Annotated in this window: 19 protein-coding genes and 1 other RNA gene; 18 read left to right on the top strand and 2 right to left on the bottom strand. The window is 45.3% G+C overall.

The features are described 5' to 3' along the window. Positions 1-156: 156 nt before the first annotated feature. Complete coding sequence (gdhA, locus tag ACTQ50_RS11195) at positions 157-1,491, bottom strand: NADP-specific glutamate dehydrogenase (RefSeq protein WP_441484275.1); 1,335 nt, start codon at positions 1,489-1,491, stop codon at positions 157-159. Positions 1,492-1,772: 281 nt separating this feature from the next. On the opposite strand from gdhA, the gene ACTQ50_RS11190 reads away from it, so the two are divergent. The 15 genes from ACTQ50_RS11190 to ACTQ50_RS11120 all read left to right on the top strand — a co-directional run bounded on the left by ACTQ50_RS11190 (position 1,773) and on the right by ACTQ50_RS11120 (position 17,322). Then, complete coding sequence (locus ACTQ50_RS11190) at positions 1,773-2,990, top strand: aminotransferase class I/II-fold pyridoxal phosphate-dependent enzyme (protein ID WP_441484274.1); 1,218 nt, start codon at positions 1,773-1,775, stop codon at positions 2,988-2,990. 253 nt (positions 2,991-3,243) lie between these two features. Further along, positions 3,244-4,608 carry a citrate/2-methylcitrate synthase gene (locus ACTQ50_RS11185; protein ID WP_441484273.1) on the top strand — a complete coding sequence of 455 codons (1,365 nt, stop codon included), beginning with the start codon at positions 3,244-3,246 and terminating at the stop codon, positions 4,606-4,608. Positions 4,609-4,610: 2 nt separating this feature from the next. Next, positions 4,611-5,471 (top strand): patatin-like phospholipase family protein, encoded by an 861-nt coding sequence (locus ACTQ50_RS11180; protein ID WP_441484272.1) that lies wholly within the window; start codon positions 4,611-4,613, stop codon positions 5,469-5,471. 29 nt (positions 5,472-5,500) lie between these two features. Further along, positions 5,501-6,004 (top strand): YqeG family HAD IIIA-type phosphatase, encoded by a 504-nt coding sequence (locus ACTQ50_RS11175; protein ID WP_441484271.1) that lies wholly within the window; start codon positions 5,501-5,503, stop codon positions 6,002-6,004. Next, positions 6,001-6,504: a shikimate kinase gene (locus tag ACTQ50_RS11170; protein ID WP_441484270.1), complete on the top strand. Its 504-nt coding sequence runs from the start codon at positions 6,001-6,003 to the stop codon at positions 6,502-6,504. The genes ACTQ50_RS11175 and ACTQ50_RS11170 overlap by 4 nt, the downstream gene beginning before the upstream one ends. 226 nt (positions 6,505-6,730) lie before the next feature. Then, positions 6,731-7,288 (top strand): elongation factor P, encoded by a 558-nt coding sequence (efp, locus tag ACTQ50_RS11165; protein ID WP_226821109.1) that lies wholly within the window; start codon positions 6,731-6,733, stop codon positions 7,286-7,288. Positions 7,289-7,360: 72 nt separating this feature from the next. Beyond that, entirely contained in the window at positions 7,361-8,368 is a 1,008-nt protein-coding gene (locus tag ACTQ50_RS11160) for an aldo/keto reductase (protein WP_441484269.1), read from the top strand. Positions 8,369-8,752: 384 nt separating this feature from the next. Continuing rightward, a complete protein-coding gene (locus ACTQ50_RS11155) occupies positions 8,753-9,712 on the top strand; it encodes a BMP family protein (RefSeq protein ID WP_441484278.1) in 960 nt (319 codons plus the stop codon). 82 nt (positions 9,713-9,794) lie between these two features. Further along, entirely contained in the window at positions 9,795-11,321 is a 1,527-nt protein-coding gene (locus tag ACTQ50_RS11150) for an ABC transporter ATP-binding protein (RefSeq protein ID WP_441484268.1), read from the top strand. Beyond that, the gene (locus ACTQ50_RS11145; protein WP_441484277.1) at positions 11,321-12,373 is read left to right on the top strand and encodes an ABC transporter permease; all 1,053 of its coding nucleotides are present in this window, start codon (positions 11,321-11,323) and stop codon (positions 12,371-12,373) included. The genes ACTQ50_RS11150 and ACTQ50_RS11145 overlap by 1 nt, the downstream gene beginning before the upstream one ends. Further along, a complete protein-coding gene (locus tag ACTQ50_RS11140) occupies positions 12,373-13,314 on the top strand; it encodes an ABC transporter permease (RefSeq protein ID WP_441484267.1) in 942 nt (313 codons plus the stop codon). The genes ACTQ50_RS11145 and ACTQ50_RS11140 overlap by 1 nt, the downstream gene beginning before the upstream one ends. A 9-nt stretch (positions 13,315-13,323) precedes the next feature. Beyond that, entirely contained in the window at positions 13,324-14,079 is a 756-nt protein-coding gene (locus ACTQ50_RS11135) for a MerR family transcriptional regulator (protein WP_441484266.1), read from the top strand. Between the two features lie 83 nt (positions 14,080-14,162). Further along, the gene (locus tag ACTQ50_RS11130) at positions 14,163-15,431 is read left to right on the top strand and encodes an amidohydrolase family protein (RefSeq protein ID WP_441484265.1); all 1,269 of its coding nucleotides are present in this window, start codon (positions 14,163-14,165) and stop codon (positions 15,429-15,431) included. 172 nt (positions 15,432-15,603) lie between these two features. Then, positions 15,604-15,953, top strand: a transfer-messenger RNA (tmRNA) gene (ssrA, locus tag ACTQ50_RS11125). Positions 15,954-16,248: 295 nt separating this feature from the next. After that, on the top strand, positions 16,249-17,322 hold the full coding sequence (locus ACTQ50_RS11120; RefSeq protein WP_441484264.1) for an Ig-like domain-containing protein: 1,074 nt from the start codon (positions 16,249-16,251) through the stop codon (positions 17,320-17,322). Between the two features lie 196 nt (positions 17,323-17,518). Here the strand turns inward: ACTQ50_RS11120 and ACTQ50_RS11115 are convergent, their stop codons facing one another. Further along, positions 17,519-17,752 (bottom strand): hypothetical protein, encoded by a 234-nt coding sequence (locus ACTQ50_RS11115; RefSeq protein ID WP_226821125.1) that lies wholly within the window; start codon positions 17,750-17,752, stop codon positions 17,519-17,521. A 272-nt stretch (positions 17,753-18,024) separates the two neighbouring features. Here ACTQ50_RS11115 and ACTQ50_RS11110 point away from each other — a divergent pair, with 272 nt between their 5' ends. The 3 genes from ACTQ50_RS11110 to ACTQ50_RS11100 all read left to right on the top strand — a co-directional run bounded on the left by ACTQ50_RS11110 (position 18,025) and on the right by ACTQ50_RS11100 (position 20,715). Further along, positions 18,025-18,297, top strand: a complete 273-nt coding sequence (locus tag ACTQ50_RS11110) for a hypothetical protein (protein WP_441484263.1) — start codon at positions 18,025-18,027, stop codon at positions 18,295-18,297. 232 nt (positions 18,298-18,529) lie between these two features. Beyond that, a complete protein-coding gene (locus ACTQ50_RS11105; RefSeq protein ID WP_441484262.1) occupies positions 18,530-19,207 on the top strand; it encodes a response regulator transcription factor in 678 nt (225 codons plus the stop codon). Then, entirely contained in the window at positions 19,204-20,715 is a 1,512-nt protein-coding gene (locus tag ACTQ50_RS11100; protein ID WP_441484261.1) for a HAMP domain-containing sensor histidine kinase, read from the top strand. Before ACTQ50_RS11105 ends, ACTQ50_RS11100 begins: the two co-directional genes overlap by 4 nt. Positions 20,716-20,775: the final 60 nt, after the last annotated feature.

The raw sequence follows: 20,775 nt of genomic DNA, 5'->3' as shown, positions 1-20,775 counted from the left end.
GAACACAGCCAGATTTTTGTTGATTTTGAAAAAAATAAAAAGAAAAGAAGTTTTAAAAGAAAAATGGTGCTGGGCATAACACCCAACACCAAGTTTGTCTACAGTCTGAGACAGGCCACATGGACCTGTCTTTTATAAACTTCGGATGATGGAGAATTAGCAGATACCCTGAGCTTTCATAGCATCTACAACTTTCTCAAATCCAGCGATGTTAGCACCAGCAACATAGTTGTCTTCCATGCCATAACGCTTAGCTGCGTCATCAGCTTTGTGGAAGATGTCTCTCATGATGCCGTGAAGCTTCTCATCAACTTCCTCTGCTGTCCAGGAAAGTCTCATGGAGTTCTGGCTCATCTCAAGAGCAGAAGTAGCAACACCACCAGCGTTAGCTGCTTTACCAGGCATGAACAGAACACCGTTCTCCTGGAGATATGTTGTAGCATCAAGAGTAGTAGGCATGTTAGCACCCTCAACTACATATTTGCAGCCGTTTGCAACAAGTGTCTTAGCACCGTCAAGTGCAAGCTCGTTCTGAGTAGCACATGGAAGATATACATCACATTTGATGTTCCAGATTCCAGTACCCTCTGTATAAGTAGCACCCTCAACACGGTCAGCGTACTCTTTGATACGTCCACGTTTTACTTCTTTGATATCTTTTACAATGTCAAGCTTGATTCCCTCTGGATCATAGATATATCCGTTGGAGTCACACATAGCAACAACTTTGCCGCCAAGCTGCTGAGCTTTCTCAACTGCGTAGATCGCAACGTTTCCAGATCCTGTTACGATGAAGGTCTTTCCATCGATAGAATCGTTGTGAGCTTTCATGATCTCATCAAGCATATAAACAACACCATATCCGGTAGCCTGTGTACGGATTAAAGATCCGCCGTAGGTAAGTCCCTTACCTGTGAGAACACCCTCGTATAATCCGCGGATTCTCTTGTACTGTCCGAATAAGTAACCGATCTCACGTCCGCCTACACCGATATCACCAGCTGGAACATCAGTATCAGCACCGATATATTTGGAAAGCTCTGTCATAAAGCTCTGGCAGAATGCCATAACCTCTCTGTCAGATTTACCTTTTGGGTCAAAGTTGGAACCACCTTTACCACCGCCGATAGGAAGTCCGGTAAGGGAGTTCTTAAATGTCTGCTCAAATCCAAGGAATTTTAAGATACCCTGGTTAACTGACGGATGGAAACGAAGACCACCCTTGTAAGGTCCGATAGCACTGTTGAACTGTACACGATATCCCTTGTTTACCTGAACAACGCCCTTGTCATCTACCCACGGAACACGGAAGGAAATGATTCTTTCCGGCTCTACAAGACGCTCCAGAAGGGACATGCTGCGGTATTCTTCTTCATTTTTGTCGATTACGACTTTCAGGGAATCCAGAACTTCTTTTACTGCCTGGTGAAATTCAGGCTCGCCAGGATTCTGTGCTACGACTCTTTCATATACTTCTTCAGTGTAAGACATTGTAATTCCTCCTCATCCTGAGTAAAATTTTTTCAACGACGCTATTATACACTAAAGTGCTAAAAAAGAAAAGAGTTTTTTTCACATTTCCAAAAATTTCATAGGGGCTTGCGAAAATGAGCCAAATATGAGATGATAGATAGCAAGAAATACATTATGCCGGAGCAGGAAAGAGAAATGTAGAGACTTTTCCATGCCTGAGATAAAAGGGCTGTCATAAGTAAATCTTATAGGAACCGCAGGCATGCCGGCCATAAGTAGTAAGATGAGGAGTGAAATGAATGAAAACATTCGAGAAGTCCAGTAAACTGGATAACGTACTTTATGATGTGCGAGGCCCGGTTGTGGATGAAGCGGCGAGAATGGAAGAAGATGGAATGGAGATCCTGAAGCTGAACATCGGCAACCCATATCCATTTGGATTTTCCGCACCGCAGGAAGTAATTCTGGACATGTTGAGCAATATTCGTACCTCTCAGGGATATTCCGATTCCAAGGGAATCTTTTCCGCAAGAAAGGCCATCATGCAGTATGCCCAGCTTCGCGGTATTCCTGGAGTTACCATGAGTGACATTTATACAGGAAATGGTGTCAGCGAGCTGATCAATCTTTGTATGCAGGCCCTTCTGGACAATGGAGATGAGATCCTGATCCCGGCACCGGATTATCCCTTATGGACAGCTACCGCTACATTAGCAGGCGGAAATGTAGTCCACTATATCTGCGATGAGCAGTCCGAATGGTATCCGGATATTGATGATATTAAGAGCAAGATCACAGATAAGACCAAGGCAATCGTTATCATCAACCCGAATAACCCTACAGGAGCTGTTTATCCCAAGGAAATCCTGGAACAGATCGTGCAGATCGCAAGGGAACATGAGCTGATCATTTTCTCAGATGAGATCTATGACCGTCTGATCATGGATGGCTATAAGCATACTTCCATTGCATCCCTTGCACCGGATGTATTCTGCGTTACTTTTTCCGGACTTTCCAAGTCCCACATGATCGCAGGCTTCCGTATTGGATGGATGATCTTAAGCGGTGCCAAGAATAAGGCCAAGGGTTATATTGAAGGTATTAACATGCTTTCTTCCATGCGCCTTTGTTCCAATGTACCGGCACAGTCCATTGTACAGACTGCACTTGGCGGATATCAGAGTGTAAATGAGTACATTCAGCCAGGCGGAAGAGTTTATGAGCAGAGAGATTTTATCTACAAGGCGCTCAATGACATCCCGGGAATCACAGCAGTGAAGCCAAAAGCTGCATTCTACATTTTCCCGAAGATCGATACAGAGAAATTCAATATTTACAATGACGAGCAGTTTGCCCTTGATTTCTTACATGAGAAACAGGTGCTCCTGGTACCGGGCAAAGGCTTTAACTGGAACTGCCCTGACCACTTCCGTGTAGTATATCTGCCGAATGTGCGTCAGCTGGAGAAAGCAATGGACAAGATGAGAGATTTCCTGACCACGTATAAACAACGATAAGAAATTGTCTATAGATTAGATTTGAGCAAAATGTTATACTATTTTTTACATTCACTAAAAATGTGAAAATAATAACAGTCACAGATTATCCATGTAATGCCAGAGCTATGAAAAGGCTTTGGCGGCATTATTGCTACTGTTCACTGGAAAAGCTTCGTGTGATATTTTGCGAAGATTGTGAATGGTAACGCATTTTTGTATTGAGGGAGGAACGGATTATCGGACGGATGAAAAGAGAAAGGGGGTTATTTAAATGGCAGGATTTAACATGAAAGTAACACCGGAAATAGAGAACCTGACGGAGATCTGCAAGGATCATTCCAGCCTGGATCTGTCTCTTTATCAGAAATATGACGTAAAGCGAGGCCTTCGCGATGTCAATGGTAAAGGTGTCCTGGCTGGTCTAACACAGATTTCCAATGTATGTGCTACGAAAGTGGTTGACGGCAAGGAAGTGCCTTGTGCGGGCAGTCTTTCCTACAGAGGATATGACATTAAGGAACTTACCAGGGGATTTATTGAAGATGACCGATTTGGCTTCGAAGAGACCACCTATCTTTTACTGTTTGGTAAGCTTCCCAATCAGAACGAACTGGAGGAATTCAGTAAGCTGCTGGCGAATCAGCGTTCCCTTCCCACAAACTTTGTAAGGGACGTTATCATGAAAGCTCCGTCCAAGGACATTATGAATGCCCTGTCCAGAAGTGTGCTCACACTTTATTGCTATGACAAGGAACCGGATGACATTTCCCTTCCAAATGTACTGAGACAGTGCCTGAACCTGATCAGCGTATTTCCGCTTTTATCTGTTTATGGATATCAGGCTTACAATCATTATGTATGCGGCAAGAGCCTTTACATTCATAATCCCAAGAAGGATCTTTCCACAGCAGAGAATATCCTTCGTATGCTCCGCCCGGATAAGAAGTATTCCCATCTGGAAGCGAAGATCCTGGATCTGGCCCTGATCCTTCATATGGAACATGGCGGTGGTAATAACTCTACCTTTACCACACACGTTGTTTCTTCCTCTGGAACGGATACCTATTCCGCCATCGCAGCTGCTCTTGGTTCTCTGAAAGGACCGAAACACGGCGGTGCCAATATTAAGGTTGTGAGTATGTTCCAGGACCTGAAGAAGAATGTGAAAGACATTTCCGATGAAGAGGAAGTAAGAGAGTATCTGAAGAAGCTTCTTCACAAAGAAGCTTTCGATAAGAGAGGCCTTATTTATGGTATGGGACACGCGATCTATTCCGTATCCGATCCAAGAGCCCAGGTTCTTAAGGGCTTTGTAGAGACCCTGGCAAAGGAAAAAGGCCGCATGAAAGAATACAATCTCTACGCAATGGTAGAGAAAATGGCTCCGGAGGTCATTACCGAGGAGCGCCATATTTACAAAGGTGTCAGCGCAAACGTGGACTTTTACAGTGGCTTTGTTTACAGCATGCTGGACCTGCCCCTTGAGCTGTATACACCGATTTTTGCTGTGGCACGTATTGTTGGCTGGAGCGCTCACCGAATGGAAGAGCTGATCAACACAGACAAGATCATCCGTCCGGCTTACAAGAACGTTCTGACTCCGGCAGTATACGTACCGCTGAAGGAGCGTGAATAAGAATGACAGTGAGGCAGCAGTCTTCCCTGGTCCTGGAGGGCGGGGGAAGCAGAGGCGTTTTTACAGCAGGGGTACTGGACTTTCTTATGGAAAAAGAGGTGAAATTCCCATATGTGGTGGGCGTTTCCGCTGGTTCCTGCAATGCCCTTGACTATGTATCCTGGCAGCCTGGAAGAACCAGGGACTGCATGATCATAGAGGATAAGGCAAACAGCTATATTGCCACGAAGGAAGCTCTTAAGAAGCATGAGCTTTTTGACATGGATATGCTGTTTGACAAATATCCAAATGAATTATTTCCATTTGATTTTGACACCTTTTTCCAGTCTGATATGGAATGCGAGATGGTTGTGACCAACTGTCAGACCGGGGACGCAGAGTATATGTCAGAGAAGAAGGACAGACAGCGTCTGATGGATATTGGAAGGGCTTCTTCCAGTATTCCCATTGCAAGCCCTATGGTGGAAATTGACGGTGTTCCGTACCTGGATGGCGGTATTGCAGATTCCATTCCTTTGATCCATGCCATGGAGAAGGGGTATCGGAAGAATGTGGTGATCCTTACCAGAAACATGGGCTACCGTAAGAAAAAGCCAGGGAAGAGCACCCCGCTTTATGTGGCAGCATTCCGCCACTATCCGGAGTTTTTGAATACTCTGTACAACCGTTACCGCAACTATAACCGGACACTGGAGCTTCTGGAAAAATGGGAGCGGGAAGGCCATATTTTTGTCATCCGTCCGGAGATGCCTACCGTGGGACGTGCGGAGGCGAACAGAGAGAAGCTGATGGCCTTTTATCAGCATGGTTATGATGTAATGAAGGATCATTATGAGGAACTGCAGGCTTATCTTTGCAGGTGATACTAAAAAGAATTAAAGGATGTAACAGGATGTTTGAACGCTTTTTTCCAGATGAATATCTGGATTCAGCATATGTAGTCAACTACGAAAAATTATACCAGGAGGGATACAGGGGGATTTTGTTTGATATTGACAATACCCTGGTTCCTCATGGGGCACCGGCAGATCCGGAAGCCATCCGGCTTTTTCAGCGGCTTCGGGAAATTGGCTTTTCCTGCTGCCTGGTGTCAAACAACAAGAAAAAAAGGGTAGAACCCTTTGCCACTTCAGTAGGCGCCCGGTTTATTGAAATGGCTGCCAAGCCTTCCAGGAAGGGCTACGAAAGAGCCATGAAGCGGCTTGGCACAGACACAGGGAATACGGTCTTTATCGGAGACCAGCTTTTTACCGATATATGGGGGGCTAAGAATGCTGGCCTTCGCAATATTCTGGTAAAGCCCATCAATCCCAAGGAAGAGATCCAGATTGTTTTGAAACGCTATCTGGAGAAAATTGTATTACATTTTTATACCAAGGAGGAGAAGAATTCATGAACCATATTGTGGTTATCGGATTTATGGGTTCTGGCAAGACAAGAGTGGGGAAACGTCTGTCCAGTGACCTGGGACTGACATTTGTAGATGTGGACAAGGTAATTGTTAAGAAGATGAACATGTCCGTGAAGGAGATGCTGCAGAGATTTGGGGAACCATATTATCGTGCATTGGAGACTATGACAGTGAAAGCCCTGATCGATGACAAAGAGAGAAAGGTAATTTCTCTTGGTGCCGGTCTTCCCATTCAGGAGCAGAATGAGAAATATATCAAGCAGCTTGGTACCGTTGTTTATCTGAAAGGGTCTGTGGAGACTCTCCGCAAGAGACTTGAGGGGAATAGCAATCCACTTCTGGAAGGCGAAAACCAGGATGAGAAGATCAAGAAGCTTCTGAAGCAGCGCGATCCGATTTATCATAAATTTGCAGACATTGAAGTTGTGACAGGTGTGAAGCCTTTTGAGGAACTGATCAAGGAAATCGAGAGCCAGCTTCCGTAAAAAAAAACAGAAAATGTGAGGATAGATTCTCTTGCAAAGGTGGGAATAACCCCACAGAATATAGAAAGTTAGTCTTGTAAAACATAGAATTTAAAGAGAAATTTAAGTTTCATATATAGGAAAACCAGGAAAATTTGGCTGCATATGAAAAAAAGTAGTTGAAAAAATGGTACATATATAATAAAATATTTCTAGTCATAAGCACTATAAGGAGGAAAAATTAATTATGATTTCAGCAGGTGATTTCAGAAACGGTGTCACAGTAGAAATTGATGGCAACGTTTGTCAGATCGTAGAATTCCAGCACGTTAAACCGGGCAAGGGAGCTGCTTTCGTTAGAACCAAATACAAAAACATTATCACAGGATCCGTGTTAGAGAAATCTTTCCGTCCTACAGAGAAATTCCCTACCGCACGTATCGAGCGTGTTGATATGCAGTATCTTTACAGCGATGGTGGATTATACTACTTCATGAACGTAGAGACATTTGACCAGATTGGTCTTACAGAGGATCAGGTTGGTGATTCCCTTAAATTCGTGAAAGAGAACGAGATGGTTAAGATCTGTTCCCATAACGGCAATGTATTCGCTATCGAGCCACCGTTATTCGTTGAGCTTGTAGTTACAGAGACAGAGCCAGGCTTCGCTGGAAACACTGCACAGGGTGCTACCAAGCCAGCTACAGTTGAGACTGGAGCACAGGTTATGGTTCCGCTGTTCGTTAACCAGGGCGACAAGCTGAAAATCGATACCAGAACAGGCGAGTATCTGTCCCGTGTATAATGAATTCTAAGTAATTACGTGCCATCGGCGTATGCCGGTGGCATATTTTATATGGATAAAGGAGACACACAAATGGAACACACAACACTTGGCAAAACCGGCCTTAAGATTTCCCGTATGGGCTTCGGCGGAATCCCCATTCAGAGAATTGATGCCGAAGGCACTAAGAATTTAATGAAACAGCTGGTGGAAGAGGGCGTGAATTATATCGACACCGCCAGAGGATATACGGTCAGCGAGGAATATTTAGGCTATGCCCTTGAGGGAATCCGTGACAAATTTGTCCTGGCTACCAAGAGCATGGCGAGAACCAAAGAAGCCATGGCAGCGGATATTGAGAAGAGCCTTGGCAATCTTCGCACCGACCACATTGACCTGTACCAGGTACATAACCCAAGCATGGAACAGCTGGATACCGTCGTTGGAGAGGGCGGTGCACTGGAGGCTTTATTAGAAGCAAAGGCAGCGGGAAAAATCGGTCATATCGGTCTTACCGCACATTCCACAGCTGTTTTTGAGCGGGCTCTTGGCCTGGACTGGGTGGAGACGATCATGTTCCCCTACAACATTGTGGAGAGCCAGGGAGCAGAACTGATCCGCAAATGTCAGGAGAAAAATGTAGGATTTATTGCAATGAAGCCATTAGCAGGCGGTGCTATTGAGAATGGAACCCTCGCCCTCCGCTACGTCTGTTCCAACCCGGCGGTCACCGTGGTCATCCCGGGAATGGCAGAGGTATCGGAACTGGAAGAAAATATAAAAGCATGTTCAGACACAGCACCTCTTACAGAGGCAGAGCTTGCCGAAATGGAGCAGATCCGCCATCAGCTTGGCACCAATTTCTGCCGCCGGTGCAATTACTGTGCACCCTGTACGGTTGGCATCAGCATTCCAAGTGCCTTCCTTTTCGCAGGCTACCTGGAGCGCTACAATCTGGCTGACTGGGCAAAAGACCGCTACAGCAGCATGGCAGTAAAGGCTTCCGCCTGTGTAGGCTGCGGCAAATGTGAGACAAGATGTCCATATCATCTGCCAATCCGTGAGATGCTGAAGAAGGTTGCAGAGGAATTCGGGGAATAAAGATATTTTTAATGTTCCCACAGCTAAATAAAAAAATAGAAACAAAACAGAATTATATCAGGCATAGAACATACGAACTGCCTGGTATGATTCTGTTTTTTTTTTTTGTACACAGCAGACGAAATTCCTTGTTTACAGAAGAACCTGGCAATTGTGGTGCTTCTCTTTTTGAGACTTGCCAGATGTGTTCCTCTCTTGTTTTTGATAAAAATTTGCAAAATTCTACAAAAACGTATTGACTCTATAGTAACTATATAGTTTACTATGTAGAAGTCTTAAATAAAACCTTATAGCAACTACAGAGTTTGCGATAAGAAAATACACGAAAACAAGATCTGATCAAGGAGGATTATGATGAAAAAACTGGTGGTTATGGGATTAGCAATGGCAATGACAGTATCTATGGTAAACGGTGTATGTGCACAGCCGGTACAGGCAGCAGAGGGAGAAGGACTGAAGGTTGCCCTTTTACTTTCCGGAGCAGCAAATGACCAGGGTTGGAACCAGACAGCATATGAAGGAACACAGAAAGCCTGTGAAAAATATGGATACGAGCTGGCCTACACAGAGAACCTGGAGGTTGCTGACATTTCCGCTGCTTTTGCAGACTATGCAAGTGCAGGTTATGATGTGGTGATCGGACACGGATATGAATTCGGTGATCCTGCACTGGAGGTTGCAGAGACCTACCCAGACACCAAGTTTATCTGTACAGAGGAAGATGCATCCGCAGACAACGTAGCTTCCTACGTTATGGCTTGCGAGCAGACCGCTTATGTAGAAGGAATCATCGCTGCTTCCATGACTCAGTCAGACAAGCTTGGCGCGATCGGACCGATTCCTGGAGATTCCCTTGTAAAGATCATTAACGGATACGAAGACGGTGCAAAATCCGTAAATCCTGACATTGAGGTTCAGACAGCATGGACAAACTCCTTTGTAGACACACAGCTTGCACAGGAAGCTGCAAAGGCTATGATCGACAACGGTGTAGACGTGATCAAACATTGTGCAAATGCCTGCGGAAACGGTGCCATGTCAGCAGCAGTTGACGCTGGGATCTGGTGCCAGGGTGATTCCTACGACCAGAGTTCTTTAGCACCTGATAACATTCTTGATTCCGCACTTTACAACCTTGACGTTGTGCTGGACACTGCACTTGGCAGCGTTGCAGACGGAAGCTTCGAGGGAGATGTTTACAACCTTGGTATGGCAGACGGCGCTGTAGAAGTTCTCCTTTCCGACAATGTTCCGGATGATGTAAAAGCAACTGCACAGGATGCCATTGACAAGATCATTTCCGGTGAGCTTGAGGTTGAGCGCGATTATACATTAAGAAATTAATAGACCTGACAGCGGATTAAGGGAAAAAAGAGCAGGATTTTCCTGCACAGCAAGGCGATTACATTAGAAAAAGGAGAAAATCATGTCTCTTCTTCAAATGAAACATATCTGTAAATCATTTTCCGGCGTATATGCAAATGAGGATATCAACCTGACTGTAGAGAAAGGTGAGATCCACGCTCTTCTCGGGGAGAACGGAGCCGGAAAGACCACACTTGTGAATATTATTTTTGGTCTTTACACTGCAGACAGCGGTGAAATTTTGTGGAAAGACAAGCCGGCAGATTTTGCATCTCCAAGGGAAGCCATAGAAGCAGGCGTTGGAATGGTCCAGCAGCACTTTTCCCTGGTAAACAAAATGACAGTTCTGGATAACATCATCCTGAATTTGAAAGGCAACTCCTTTTTCCTGGACCGTGCTGCTGCAAGAAAGAAACTGACTGATCTGGCGGAAAAATACGGTCTTCATGTAAATCCTGACGCGGTGATCAGCGACCTGTCTGTGGGAGAACAGCAGCGCGTTGAGATCTTAAAAGCATTGTACCGGAATGTAGAACTTCTGATCCTGGACGAGCCTACTGGTGTGCTCACCCCGCAGGAGACCACACAGTTCTTCGATGTTCTCCGCAATCTGAAAAAAGAGGGTTATGGAATTATTATCATCACCCACCGTATGAGTGAGATCATGGCAATCAGCGACAAAGTTACCATTCTCCGGGACGGAAAACAGGTGGCTGATCTTGTCACCGCAGATACAAACCCGGAAGAATTGTCTGCCTACATGATCGGACGTGAGCTTTCTGATGATTATCATATAGAAGGTTCTCCCAAGAAGGAGATCATGCTGGAACTGAAAAATGTGTCCAACCATCACAGAAAACACAGCCGCCATAAGCTGGAAAACATCAGCCTTACCATTCATAAAGGGGAAATCCTGGGAATTGCCGGTGTAGAAGGAAACGGCCAGAAAGAGTTGGCGGAGGTGATCACCGGGATCCAGAAAACAGGAGAAGGGGAGATCCTTCTGGACGGCCAGAATCTGGCAGGGGTAAACATCCGTGGACGCTATGAAGCAGGTGTTTCCTATATTTCCGAGGACAGACAGTCTGACAGCCTGATCACGGGAATGAATATTACAGAGAACCTGGTCCTCAGAGAATACCGGAAGCTTCCATTTGCCAGACATTCCATTGTAAATAAAGCAGCCATCCGCAAAAATGCAGCCGAAAAAATGGAACAGTATCAGGTGCGCGCTTCGGGAAAATCCGGCATTGATACACCTGTGAAGCTTTTGTCAGGCGGAAACCAGCAGAAGCTGATTATTGCCAGAGAGTTAAATGACAACGCCAAGGTGATCGTGGCAAGCCAGCCAACCCGCGGACTGGACATCGGAGCTACAGAATTTGTCCGTCAGCAGCTGATCGACCAGAGAAATGCAGGAAAAGGTGTTATGCTGATTTCCGCAGATCTGGAAGAAATCATGGCGTTAAGTGACCGGATCGCAGTACTTTTCGGCGGTAAGATCGTGGGCGTTCTGGCAAGAGAAGAAGCTACCGTACAGAAGATCGGACTTCTCATGGGCGGAATTTCAGAAGAGGAGGCAAGATGATGCAGAAGGACAAAAGAACAAAAGGAATGACAGACGTGCTTCTGATCCTTGTGATCACCATTTTTGTGGGCACCATTCTGATCCTTGCATGCGGCGCAAGTCCAATAGAAGCATACGGCCTTTTCTTCCGTGGTATTTTCGGAACTCCGGCAGGTTTTGCGGAAATTTTCGTAAAAGCATGTCCGCTGATCCTGACAGGACTTGGCTGTGCGGTGGCATACCGAACCGGATTTTTTAACATCGGCGCAGAAGGCCAGTTCTATGTAGGCGCTATGGCAACTACCATTGTTGCTTTGAACTGGACTGCCATTCCAGGAGTGCCAAGGATCATTCTTTCCCTGGTAATCGGATTTCTGGCAGGTGGTGTGTGGGCACTGATCGCAGCTGTCTGCAAGGCGAAATTCAATATTTCAGAAATTATCGTCACCATCATGCTGAATTATATTGCAATCAATTTCCTTGGCTATGCAGTCCGTTCCTTCCTGATGGACCCGGAAGGAAATGTTCCGCAGTCCGCCAAAATCGACAAATCCGTACAGCTTGGAACCTTGATCCCGGCAACCCGTTTTCATGCCGGCATCCTGATCGCTATTTTGTGTGTGCTGGTAGTCTGGTTTTTCCTGGACAAAACAACTATGGGTTACGAATTAAAAGCCGTAGGACTGAACAAGCGGGGAAGTGCCTGCAACGGTATTTCGGTAATGAAAAATATTGTGCTTTCTGCCTTCTTAAGCGGTGGACTTTCCGCTGTGGCAGGCGGGATCGAGGTTCTTGCCATTCAGAAAAAGCTTCTGGAGGGAATTTCCTCAAACTGTGGATACACAGCGGTTCTGATCGCACTGGTAGCTTTTAACAACCCTATCGGCGTGTTCTTTGTGGCTGTATTTTATGCAGCTATGCAGGTTGGTGCAAGCTCCATGCAGAGACAGCTGGGAGTGCCGTCTGCAATTGTAAACATTCTGATCGGCCTGGTTGTTGTTTTGATTCTTGGAAGAGAGCTGTTCCATTTCAAAAAGAAACAGTCTCAGGGTGGAAAAGGAGGAAATGCGTAATGCTTCAGCAGATTTTCAGTTTAAGCTTTATGGCCGCATTCCTGGCAGCTGCAGTTCGTCTGGCAGTGCCACTTATGTACGGTGGAATCGGAGAAACCATAGCAGAGAAATCCGGTATCCTGAATATTGGCATGGAGGGTGTAATGCTCAGCGGAGCTTTCTTTTCCTTTGCAGGGGCCTGGTACTCCGGAAACCTGTTTGTGGGCCTTCTGTGCGGTATGCTTGGCGGTCTTGTGGTCAGCCTGCTTCACGGACTTCTTTCCATCACACTGATCCAGAACCAGTCTGTTTCCGGTCTTGCCATCAACATGCTTATGCTTGGTGTGACCAGCTTTTTATTTAAACTGATGTCAAATGGACAGGGCTATCAGCAGATCGAGACCTTTCCCAATCTTGCAATCCCGGGACTGTCCAGGATCCCGCTGATCGGAGATGCGTTTTTTAACTGTGATTTTCTCACCTATACACTTTATTTTCTTCTGACCCTGACCTGGATCTTCTATAAAAAGACAAACCTGGGCCTGTCCTTTGTAGCAGTAGGAGAGCATCCCCAGGCAGCAGAATCAGCTGGTATCCAGGTGAAAAAATACCGCTGGATCGTCATGGTGTTGAATGGCCTTCTGGGCGGAATCGGCGGAGCATATCTGGTGCTGGTACAGCTTGGCGTATTTACGGAAAACATGATCTCTGGCCGTGGATACATTGCACTTGCGACAGTTATCCTTGGCCGTTACACCCCATTTGGAATGTTTGGGGCGGCTCTGTTATTCGGCGCAGCCAATGCCCTGCAGATCCGTCTTCAGACCATTGGAGTTTCCATTTCCCCGTTCCTTCTGGCTATTTTGCCTTATGCCCTGACGCTGATCGCCATGCTTGGTGCAGCCGGAAAGATCAGTGAGCCGGAGGCTCTCAGTAAGCCATATGTGAAAGGTGCCAGATAGGAGAGGCCTATGGGAAACAAAGAATATCTGAATGTAAATGAACTGGCGACGCTGTTCGGGCTGAATGTACAGACATTGCATTATTACGACAAGATCGGGATCCTCAAGCCCAGCTACCGGGATCCGAAAAACGGTTATCGGAAATATCGTTTCGATCAGACCTATAAGCTGGCTTCCATCCGCTATATGCGAAAGCTGGGGTATTCCATTGACGCTGTGCGGGATTTTCAGGATACCAAAAGCCCGGATGAGGCACTGAAAAGGCTGAAGGAGCGTTCCGCAGCCATTCATGCCCAGTGGGAGGAGATGATGCGGATCGATGATGCAATTCTGCGCAAGATCCAGTTTATTGAGGATTCCAAGGATGGAATTGACTACGAGAATTTTCAGATCGTGAAATATCCGGAGCGGAAGTATATTCCTATTGGAGCAGAGGATGAGATTTATACAGGTGAATCCTTTTATTTCTACCCGACGATCGTTTTTTACGGGGAAAAAAGCAAGGAATTTGGTGCACTTCTCACCGATGATATTCCGGAGGAAAACGTGGAGATCCGTACAATTCCGGCAGGAACTTATGTGGTAGGATATCACAGGGAAGCATACGAGCAGATTCAGGACAGCTTTAAAAGGATCAAGGAATGGGGACAGGACCTGAACCTTGAGGATACCATTCTGGCTGTGAATATCATTGACCAGTTTGTGGAGCAGAACAATGACAATTATGCGACCAGGCTCGAGATCCGGATCGCAGATGAGAAATAAGGAGCGGCCGGACTATTGACGGCAATTCCTTAAGAGTATAGCGCAAAAGAAAAATGCAAGGTTAAGAAGGCGAGGGACAATAAATGGCAGTAAAGATTTATCACGGAGACATTTTATTTACTCCGGCAGCGGACCATTTGGAGATACACGAAAACAGCTATATCATTGTGGAAGATGGTGTTGTTTCACAGATCTGCGAAAAAGTTCCGGAGCAGTATCAGGGGGCTGAGGTTGTGGATTATGGCGACAAGCTGATCATTCCGGCTTTTTCCGATCTTCATGTACACGGAGCCCAGTATGTGCAGCGTGGAATCGGTATGGACTGCCTGCTTTCTGACTGGCTGAATAATTATACATTTCCACAGGAATCCCGTTTCCAGAATATGGAATATGCGAAAAACTGCTATGATGCATTTGTGGACGATATGCTTCGCCATGGTACCTTCCATGCCAACGTGTTTGCCACCATTCACCGGGAGGCCACCGATTATCTCTTTGGCAGAATGGAAGAGAAGGGCATGTACGGTTATGTGGGAAAAGTGAACATGGATTGTAATTCTCCAGAATTTCTTATTGAGGATACACAGGAATCTTTGCGGGAGACGGAAAAATATCTGGCGGAGCATGAGGGCAGCAAAAAGGTGAAAACCATTCTGGCTCCTCGTTTTGCCCCTACCTGCACCAAGACTCTGATCGATGGGCTGGGAAAACTGGCTGCCAAATACCATTGTGGCGTGCATACCCATCTGGTGGAATCTATCTGGGAAGCGCAGGAGGCTTTAAAGCTGTTTCCCGGTTACGGTTCTGATGCGGAGATTTACGAGCGTGCAGGTCTGATGGACAATGGACCGTCTATTTTTGCCCACGTTATTTTTCCTTCAGAGGAAGATAAGCGGATTCTGAAAAAGCATGGAAGTCTTTCTGTTCATTGTCCGGATGCTACTGTGAATATTATTGCAGGGATTATGCCGTTGCAGCATATGGCGGCTGAAGGAATGAAGATTGCGATCGGTTCTGACATCGCCGGCGGTCATGGGATTGCCGTTTACCGTCAGGTGGCAAGAGCGGTGCAGCTGTCCAAGCTGAAAGAATTCTACGAGTCTGACCAGAGTAAGACGATCACGATCACACAGGCTTTCTATTATGGAACAAAAGAGGCGGGAAGTGTATTCGGCAAGGTGGGTTCCTTCGAGAAAGGCTATGCATTCAACGCTCTCGTGATCGACAACATGGAAGATCCCTGGACCAAAATGACCGCGGAGGAGAAGCTGGAACGCTTCTGTTATATTGGAGATGATAGGAATATTAAGGCGAGATATATTGATGGGGAGTTGTTGAAGGGAGAGTTTTAGGGGATTGCTATTTTGTGGGGTAAAATCGCGTCCGGGGAACCAGCACACAAAATAGCAAAAAATTCAGTTGCCACCTTGACAGTTCTGCGCGAAATGCATATAATAAAACTCTAGCGAAAGCATAATTACACAAACTTCGTCTGCGTACCAGCATACCTATTATACATGATTAGGGCTTGTACTGGTTTCGACGGGGGTTTTGAAGTTGTGGAAGCCATCCGCAGTCTCCCGAACTGCGTAATAACGGGAAATTCTAAATATAAACGCTGACGATCAGTTAGTAATGGCAGCCTAAGTGCTGCCCGTCAGTCCTGTTGCACTCACACTTCAGGAGTCTGGCGTCGACCTTGTGAGAAACCTTGCCGGGTAAGCTTTGCCCCGGTAGATGTATCATGAAGCTACTGAAGCAGTAAGCCTGTCGGTGGGCGTGCTGTGGAGGGAATGTTAATACAGCGACTGTGATGGGAGATGCCGCAAGGGATAGACTTTCGGACGCGGGTTCAATTCCCGCCAGGTCCATAGTAAAAACGTCGTATTTACGGCGTTTTTTCTTTTTTATGTTGCATTTCGTGTTGCATAGATGCGAATTTATTTTATCTGTAAATTCTTTTGGTTCATTATTGATTACATTTCTGTATATAGCTTTTGCGCCCCATAGATAAGCCAAGATTATGTGAAAAAATGTTGGGGGTTTCCCTTTATAACTGTTAATTTCCAAACAATTGTTGAAAAGAATTTCCAATTCTTATATAATAACAGAAAGCAAACTCTCAGAACCTGATTTATTCGATTCTGAGCAGCAAAAGGAGGAAATCATATGGAAAAGAAAACCCGAATCTGGAAAAAACTTGCCGTTGTATTGATGACCGTATTTTCCCTGTCCCTGTTATCCCCTGAGGTGGCAGCGAACCTTGGAACCATGCAGACTGTACAGGCTGCCGTGAAGCTGAACGTCAAGACCGTGAAGCTTGTAAAGGGCCAGAAGAAAACCTTGAAAGTCACCGGCACCAAAAAGAAAGTAAAATGGTCCAGCAGTAAGAAATCAGTTGCAGCAGTCTCCTCAGCAGGAGTTGTCACCGCAAAGAAAAAAGGCTCCGCAGTGATCACCGCCAAAGTTGGAAATAAGAAATACACCTGTAAGGTAGCTGTTGAGGCACCGAAGCTGAACCAGACTTCTGTCACTCTGAATGCAAAGAAAACATACCAGTTAAAGCTGACCGGTACAACCCAGAAACCGAAGTGGACAAGCAGCAACAAATCTGTAGCCACAGTAAGCAGCAAAGGTAAAGTTACCGCAAAAAGTGCTGGAACAGCAACCATCACAGCAGCTGTTGGCGGCGTGAAATTTAACTGCAAAGTTACCGTGAAAGGAAACACAACCACGAATACCTCCACAACTGGTTTTAAGAAGCTGATCACGTATATCCAGAATAAAGGTGATACCAACAGCAGTGGAAATAAATTTATCAATATAACAGATTATGATTCCGAAACCACTATGAGTGTAAATGCTGGTATTATCTACGATGCATCCAAGGATCAGCTGGATCTGGTTCTGGTTACCGAGATGAGCAGCAACTCATCCAGAACTGCATCCCAGGTTACAATTTCCCGGGCTTCAACCAGTGCACCTGTTTATTATGCATTTGTATTTGATACCCAGGGTGTGGAAGGTGCCGTAGAACTGAAATCCACCATTAATATGAAAACATACACAGACGGTACCAACCTGTCCTTCCAGAAAATTTCAGATACCACAAATTCTTCCGCAGCAGATCTGAATAAGCTTGGAAATGCATATCTTCGTCTTGGTTTTGCATGCTGGCAGGAACTTCTGAAACAGGGACCGAAGATGACTCTGAAAGATATTGGATTTGCCGCATATAAATAGTAAATGCAATATTAAAAAACATATAAATAGAACAAAAGAAAAGGATACACCCTTTTATGAACAGCTTATTTTATTTCGAAATACTTTTGTGAAAATAAGCTGGTAAGGGATGTATCCTTTTGTTCTATTCTCTTTGGCAGCGTACCGAAGTATATGCTTGCAGTATGCTCTTAGCGTGGCTCAGAAGGGAAAATTGTTATTCTTCAAATTCCGCAATCACCACATATCCGCTAAGGGGAGCCTTCTCCACACTGACAATCGTGCCTTCTTTCGCCTTGATTCTCCGTGAGTTCGGATAACAGCCGGACATGGCTACGGCTGGCTCAATGATGTAGCTATAATTCATATAAGACTGATATTCTGTGATCTGAACCTTATCACCTGGCTTCACCAGTCCCGGGCGCTCCATTTTAAAACTTTCCTGACGCATGAAAATTCCCTCTTTCTAAATGTGCTATATGTTACTGACCGAAGCGTGACCAGTAACTATTATATTTACGCGGGCAAAATCAGCTCTCCCGGTTTTGCCTCGCTTCTGCAAATCAGATGCTTGTCTGATTTCTGTCACTGTTCTTAGAATACCACAAAAATGTAAAAAAGTCATCTGTGAAAAGGTTGTGAAAGCAGCGTGAAATATAGTATAATATTGAAATCAAAAACTGGAGCCTTTTTCAAACATGCTCTAGTGAAAGGAGCAATTTCATGCCATCTGACCGTACCCGCGAACTCTATAAAGCTTTACAGGAAAAAGGTTACCCGGATAAATTTTGCCGGGAAATTGCATATAAATATATGACTACAGATTATACTGCCACGCGCATGCTTGGATATCTTTACCGTGTTACAAGTCCGAGAATGGAAGACGTGGCAGATGAAATGCTTGCTATTTTAAGCGACCGCAATGCCATTATGGAAAAGAAAGCGTCAGAACACGCCCAGGCCACCATTAATGATGTTTATGAAAATGGTTTGTAGAAGAAACGTAATCCGAAGCTTTTGCTCATGTTCTGATCTTTTACATCTTTTAAGCTTTAGATCTTATATATAAAAATTTTGTGAATGCAGAAAAATACAGCCCGACGTTCACAAAATCATCATACTCGTCTGGTACTATAACCATAAAATTACAGATCACAATTACGGATCAGACAGGAAAGCCAAGACGCTTCAGAGAAAATCCGTTTAGGGAAAATAAGGAGGAAGAGATATGGATGCATTAAAAATCCTTGTAGTGGACGACGAAAGCCGAATGAGAAAGCTTGTAAAAGACTTTTTGACCAAAAAGAATTTCCAGGTTCTGGAAGCCGGAGATGGCGAGGAGGCCATGGATATTTTTTATAAAGAAAAGGATATCGCACTGATCATCCTGGATGTTATGATGCCGAAAATGGACGGCTGGGAAGTATGCCGTGAGGTGCGCAAGAATTCCAAAGTGCCCATCATCATGCTGACCGCAAGAGGAGATGAAAGAGACGAGCTCCTTGGTTTTGACCTGGGTGTGGACGAGTACATATCCAAGCCATTCAGCCCGAAGATCCTGGTTGCAAGAGTAGAAGCCATCCTTCGCCGTACCGGTCAGGCCGGAGCCGAAGATGTGCTCAGTGCAGGCGGTATTGTGATCGACAAGGCAGCCCATCTTGCGACCGTAGACGAGAAGCCAATGGATCTCAGCTTTAAAGAATTCGAACTCCTCACCTATTTCCTGGAAAATCAGGGAATCGCTCTTTCCAGAGAGAAGATCCTCAATTCGGTATGGAATTATGACTACTTCGGAGATGCCAGAACCATTGATACCCATGTGAAGAAGCTGAGAAGCAAAATGGGAGACAAAGGGGAATATATAAAAACCGTATGGGGAATGGGCTATAAGTTTGAGGTGGAATGATGAAGAAGCCAAAGAAAATCCGCTCCATAAAGCACCAGATCACCTTTACCTTTATTGGGCTTCTTTTCCTGTCCATCCTTACCATGTTTGTGATCAACGGCGTTTTTCTGGAGAAATATTATGTGTCCAAGAAAACAGACACTCTTCTGGATGCAAAAGATGTTTTAAGTCAAATTGATGCAGATTCCATGACAGATGACGATGGGGAAAGTGAGCAGGCAGATCTGCCATCGGAGCTGATTCAGGCAAGCTCCCGGAATAATCTGACCTGGGTTCTGATCAATGAGGACAATACTAAGTATCTCTGCTGGCCAGAGAATGAGGACCAGCTCCGCAGCAAGCTTTTCTTCGGTTATGCCAGTGACCTGGATATGGACAACGGCAAGGGCAAGATCCTGAAAGAAACCGATAACTGCGTAGTCCAGCAGGTACACGACCGTTTCGTAGGAATGGATTACGTAGAATGCTGGGGCAAATTTGACAACGGCAATTATTTCCTGATCAGAAGCCCGTTGGAGAGCATTCGTGAAAGTGCAGATATTTCCAATAAATTTTATTTCTTTGTAGGAATTATCATTATTGTGATAAGTGGAATGTGCATTATGGCAGTCACCAGAAGGCTGACAAGACCGATCTCCGAGCTAACCGAGCTGACCAGCAAGATGACAAATCTTGATTTTGAGGCCAGATATAAGAGTAAAGCTGGCAACGAAATTGATGTACTTGGTGAAAATTTCAACAAAATGTCCAGCCAGCTGGAACAGACCATTTCCGAGCTGAAATCTGCGAACAACGAATTGCAGAAAGATATTGAAAATAAGGTGAAGATCGATGAGATGCGAAAGGAATTCCTGGATAATGTTTCCCATGAACTGAAAACTCCAATCGCACTTGTGCAGGGATATGCAGAAGGCCTGAAGGAGAACATCAACGATGATCCGGAGAGCATGGATTTCTATTGTGATGTCATTATCGACGAAGCTTCCAAGATGAACAAGCTGGTGAAGAATCTTCTTACCCTGAACCAGCTGGAATCTGGAAAAGATGCAGCTGTTATGGAGCGGTTTGACCTGACAGCGTTGATCAAAGGTGTCCTTTCCACTATGGACATTATGATCAAGCAGAAGGAAGCCCGGGTGATCTTTAATGAGACCGAGCCTCTTTATGTATGGGCAGATGAGTTTAAGACAGAAGAGGTTGTGACCAACTATGTAAGCAATGCCCTGCATCATCTGGATGGGGAAAAGATCGTGGAGATCAAAGTCCAGAAGCAGGAGGACAGAGTAAAAGTAACCGTATTTAACACCGGAACCCCGATCCCGGAGGCTGACCTTCCAAATCTGTGGAACAAGTTTTACAAGGTAGACAAAGCCCGTACAAGAGAGTACGGCGGCAGTGGAATCGGACTTTCCATTGTAAAGGCCATTATGGAAGGCATGAACCAGCAGTACGGTGTGCAGAATTTTGACAATGGTGTGGAGTTCTGGTTTACGCTGGACCGGAAGTAAGGCGCAGAGAATTTTTTTGGCAAAGGAAAGGTTGCTGGAAAAAAGACGATAATTGTAATT

This window comes from Blautia sp. Sow4_E7, from assembly GCF_052116245.1.
Lineage (GTDB): Bacteria > Bacillota > Clostridia > Lachnospirales > Lachnospiraceae > Blautia_A.
Note: the sequence above shows the minus strand (reverse complement) of the source record. Positions and strands in the feature narration are given on the sequence as shown.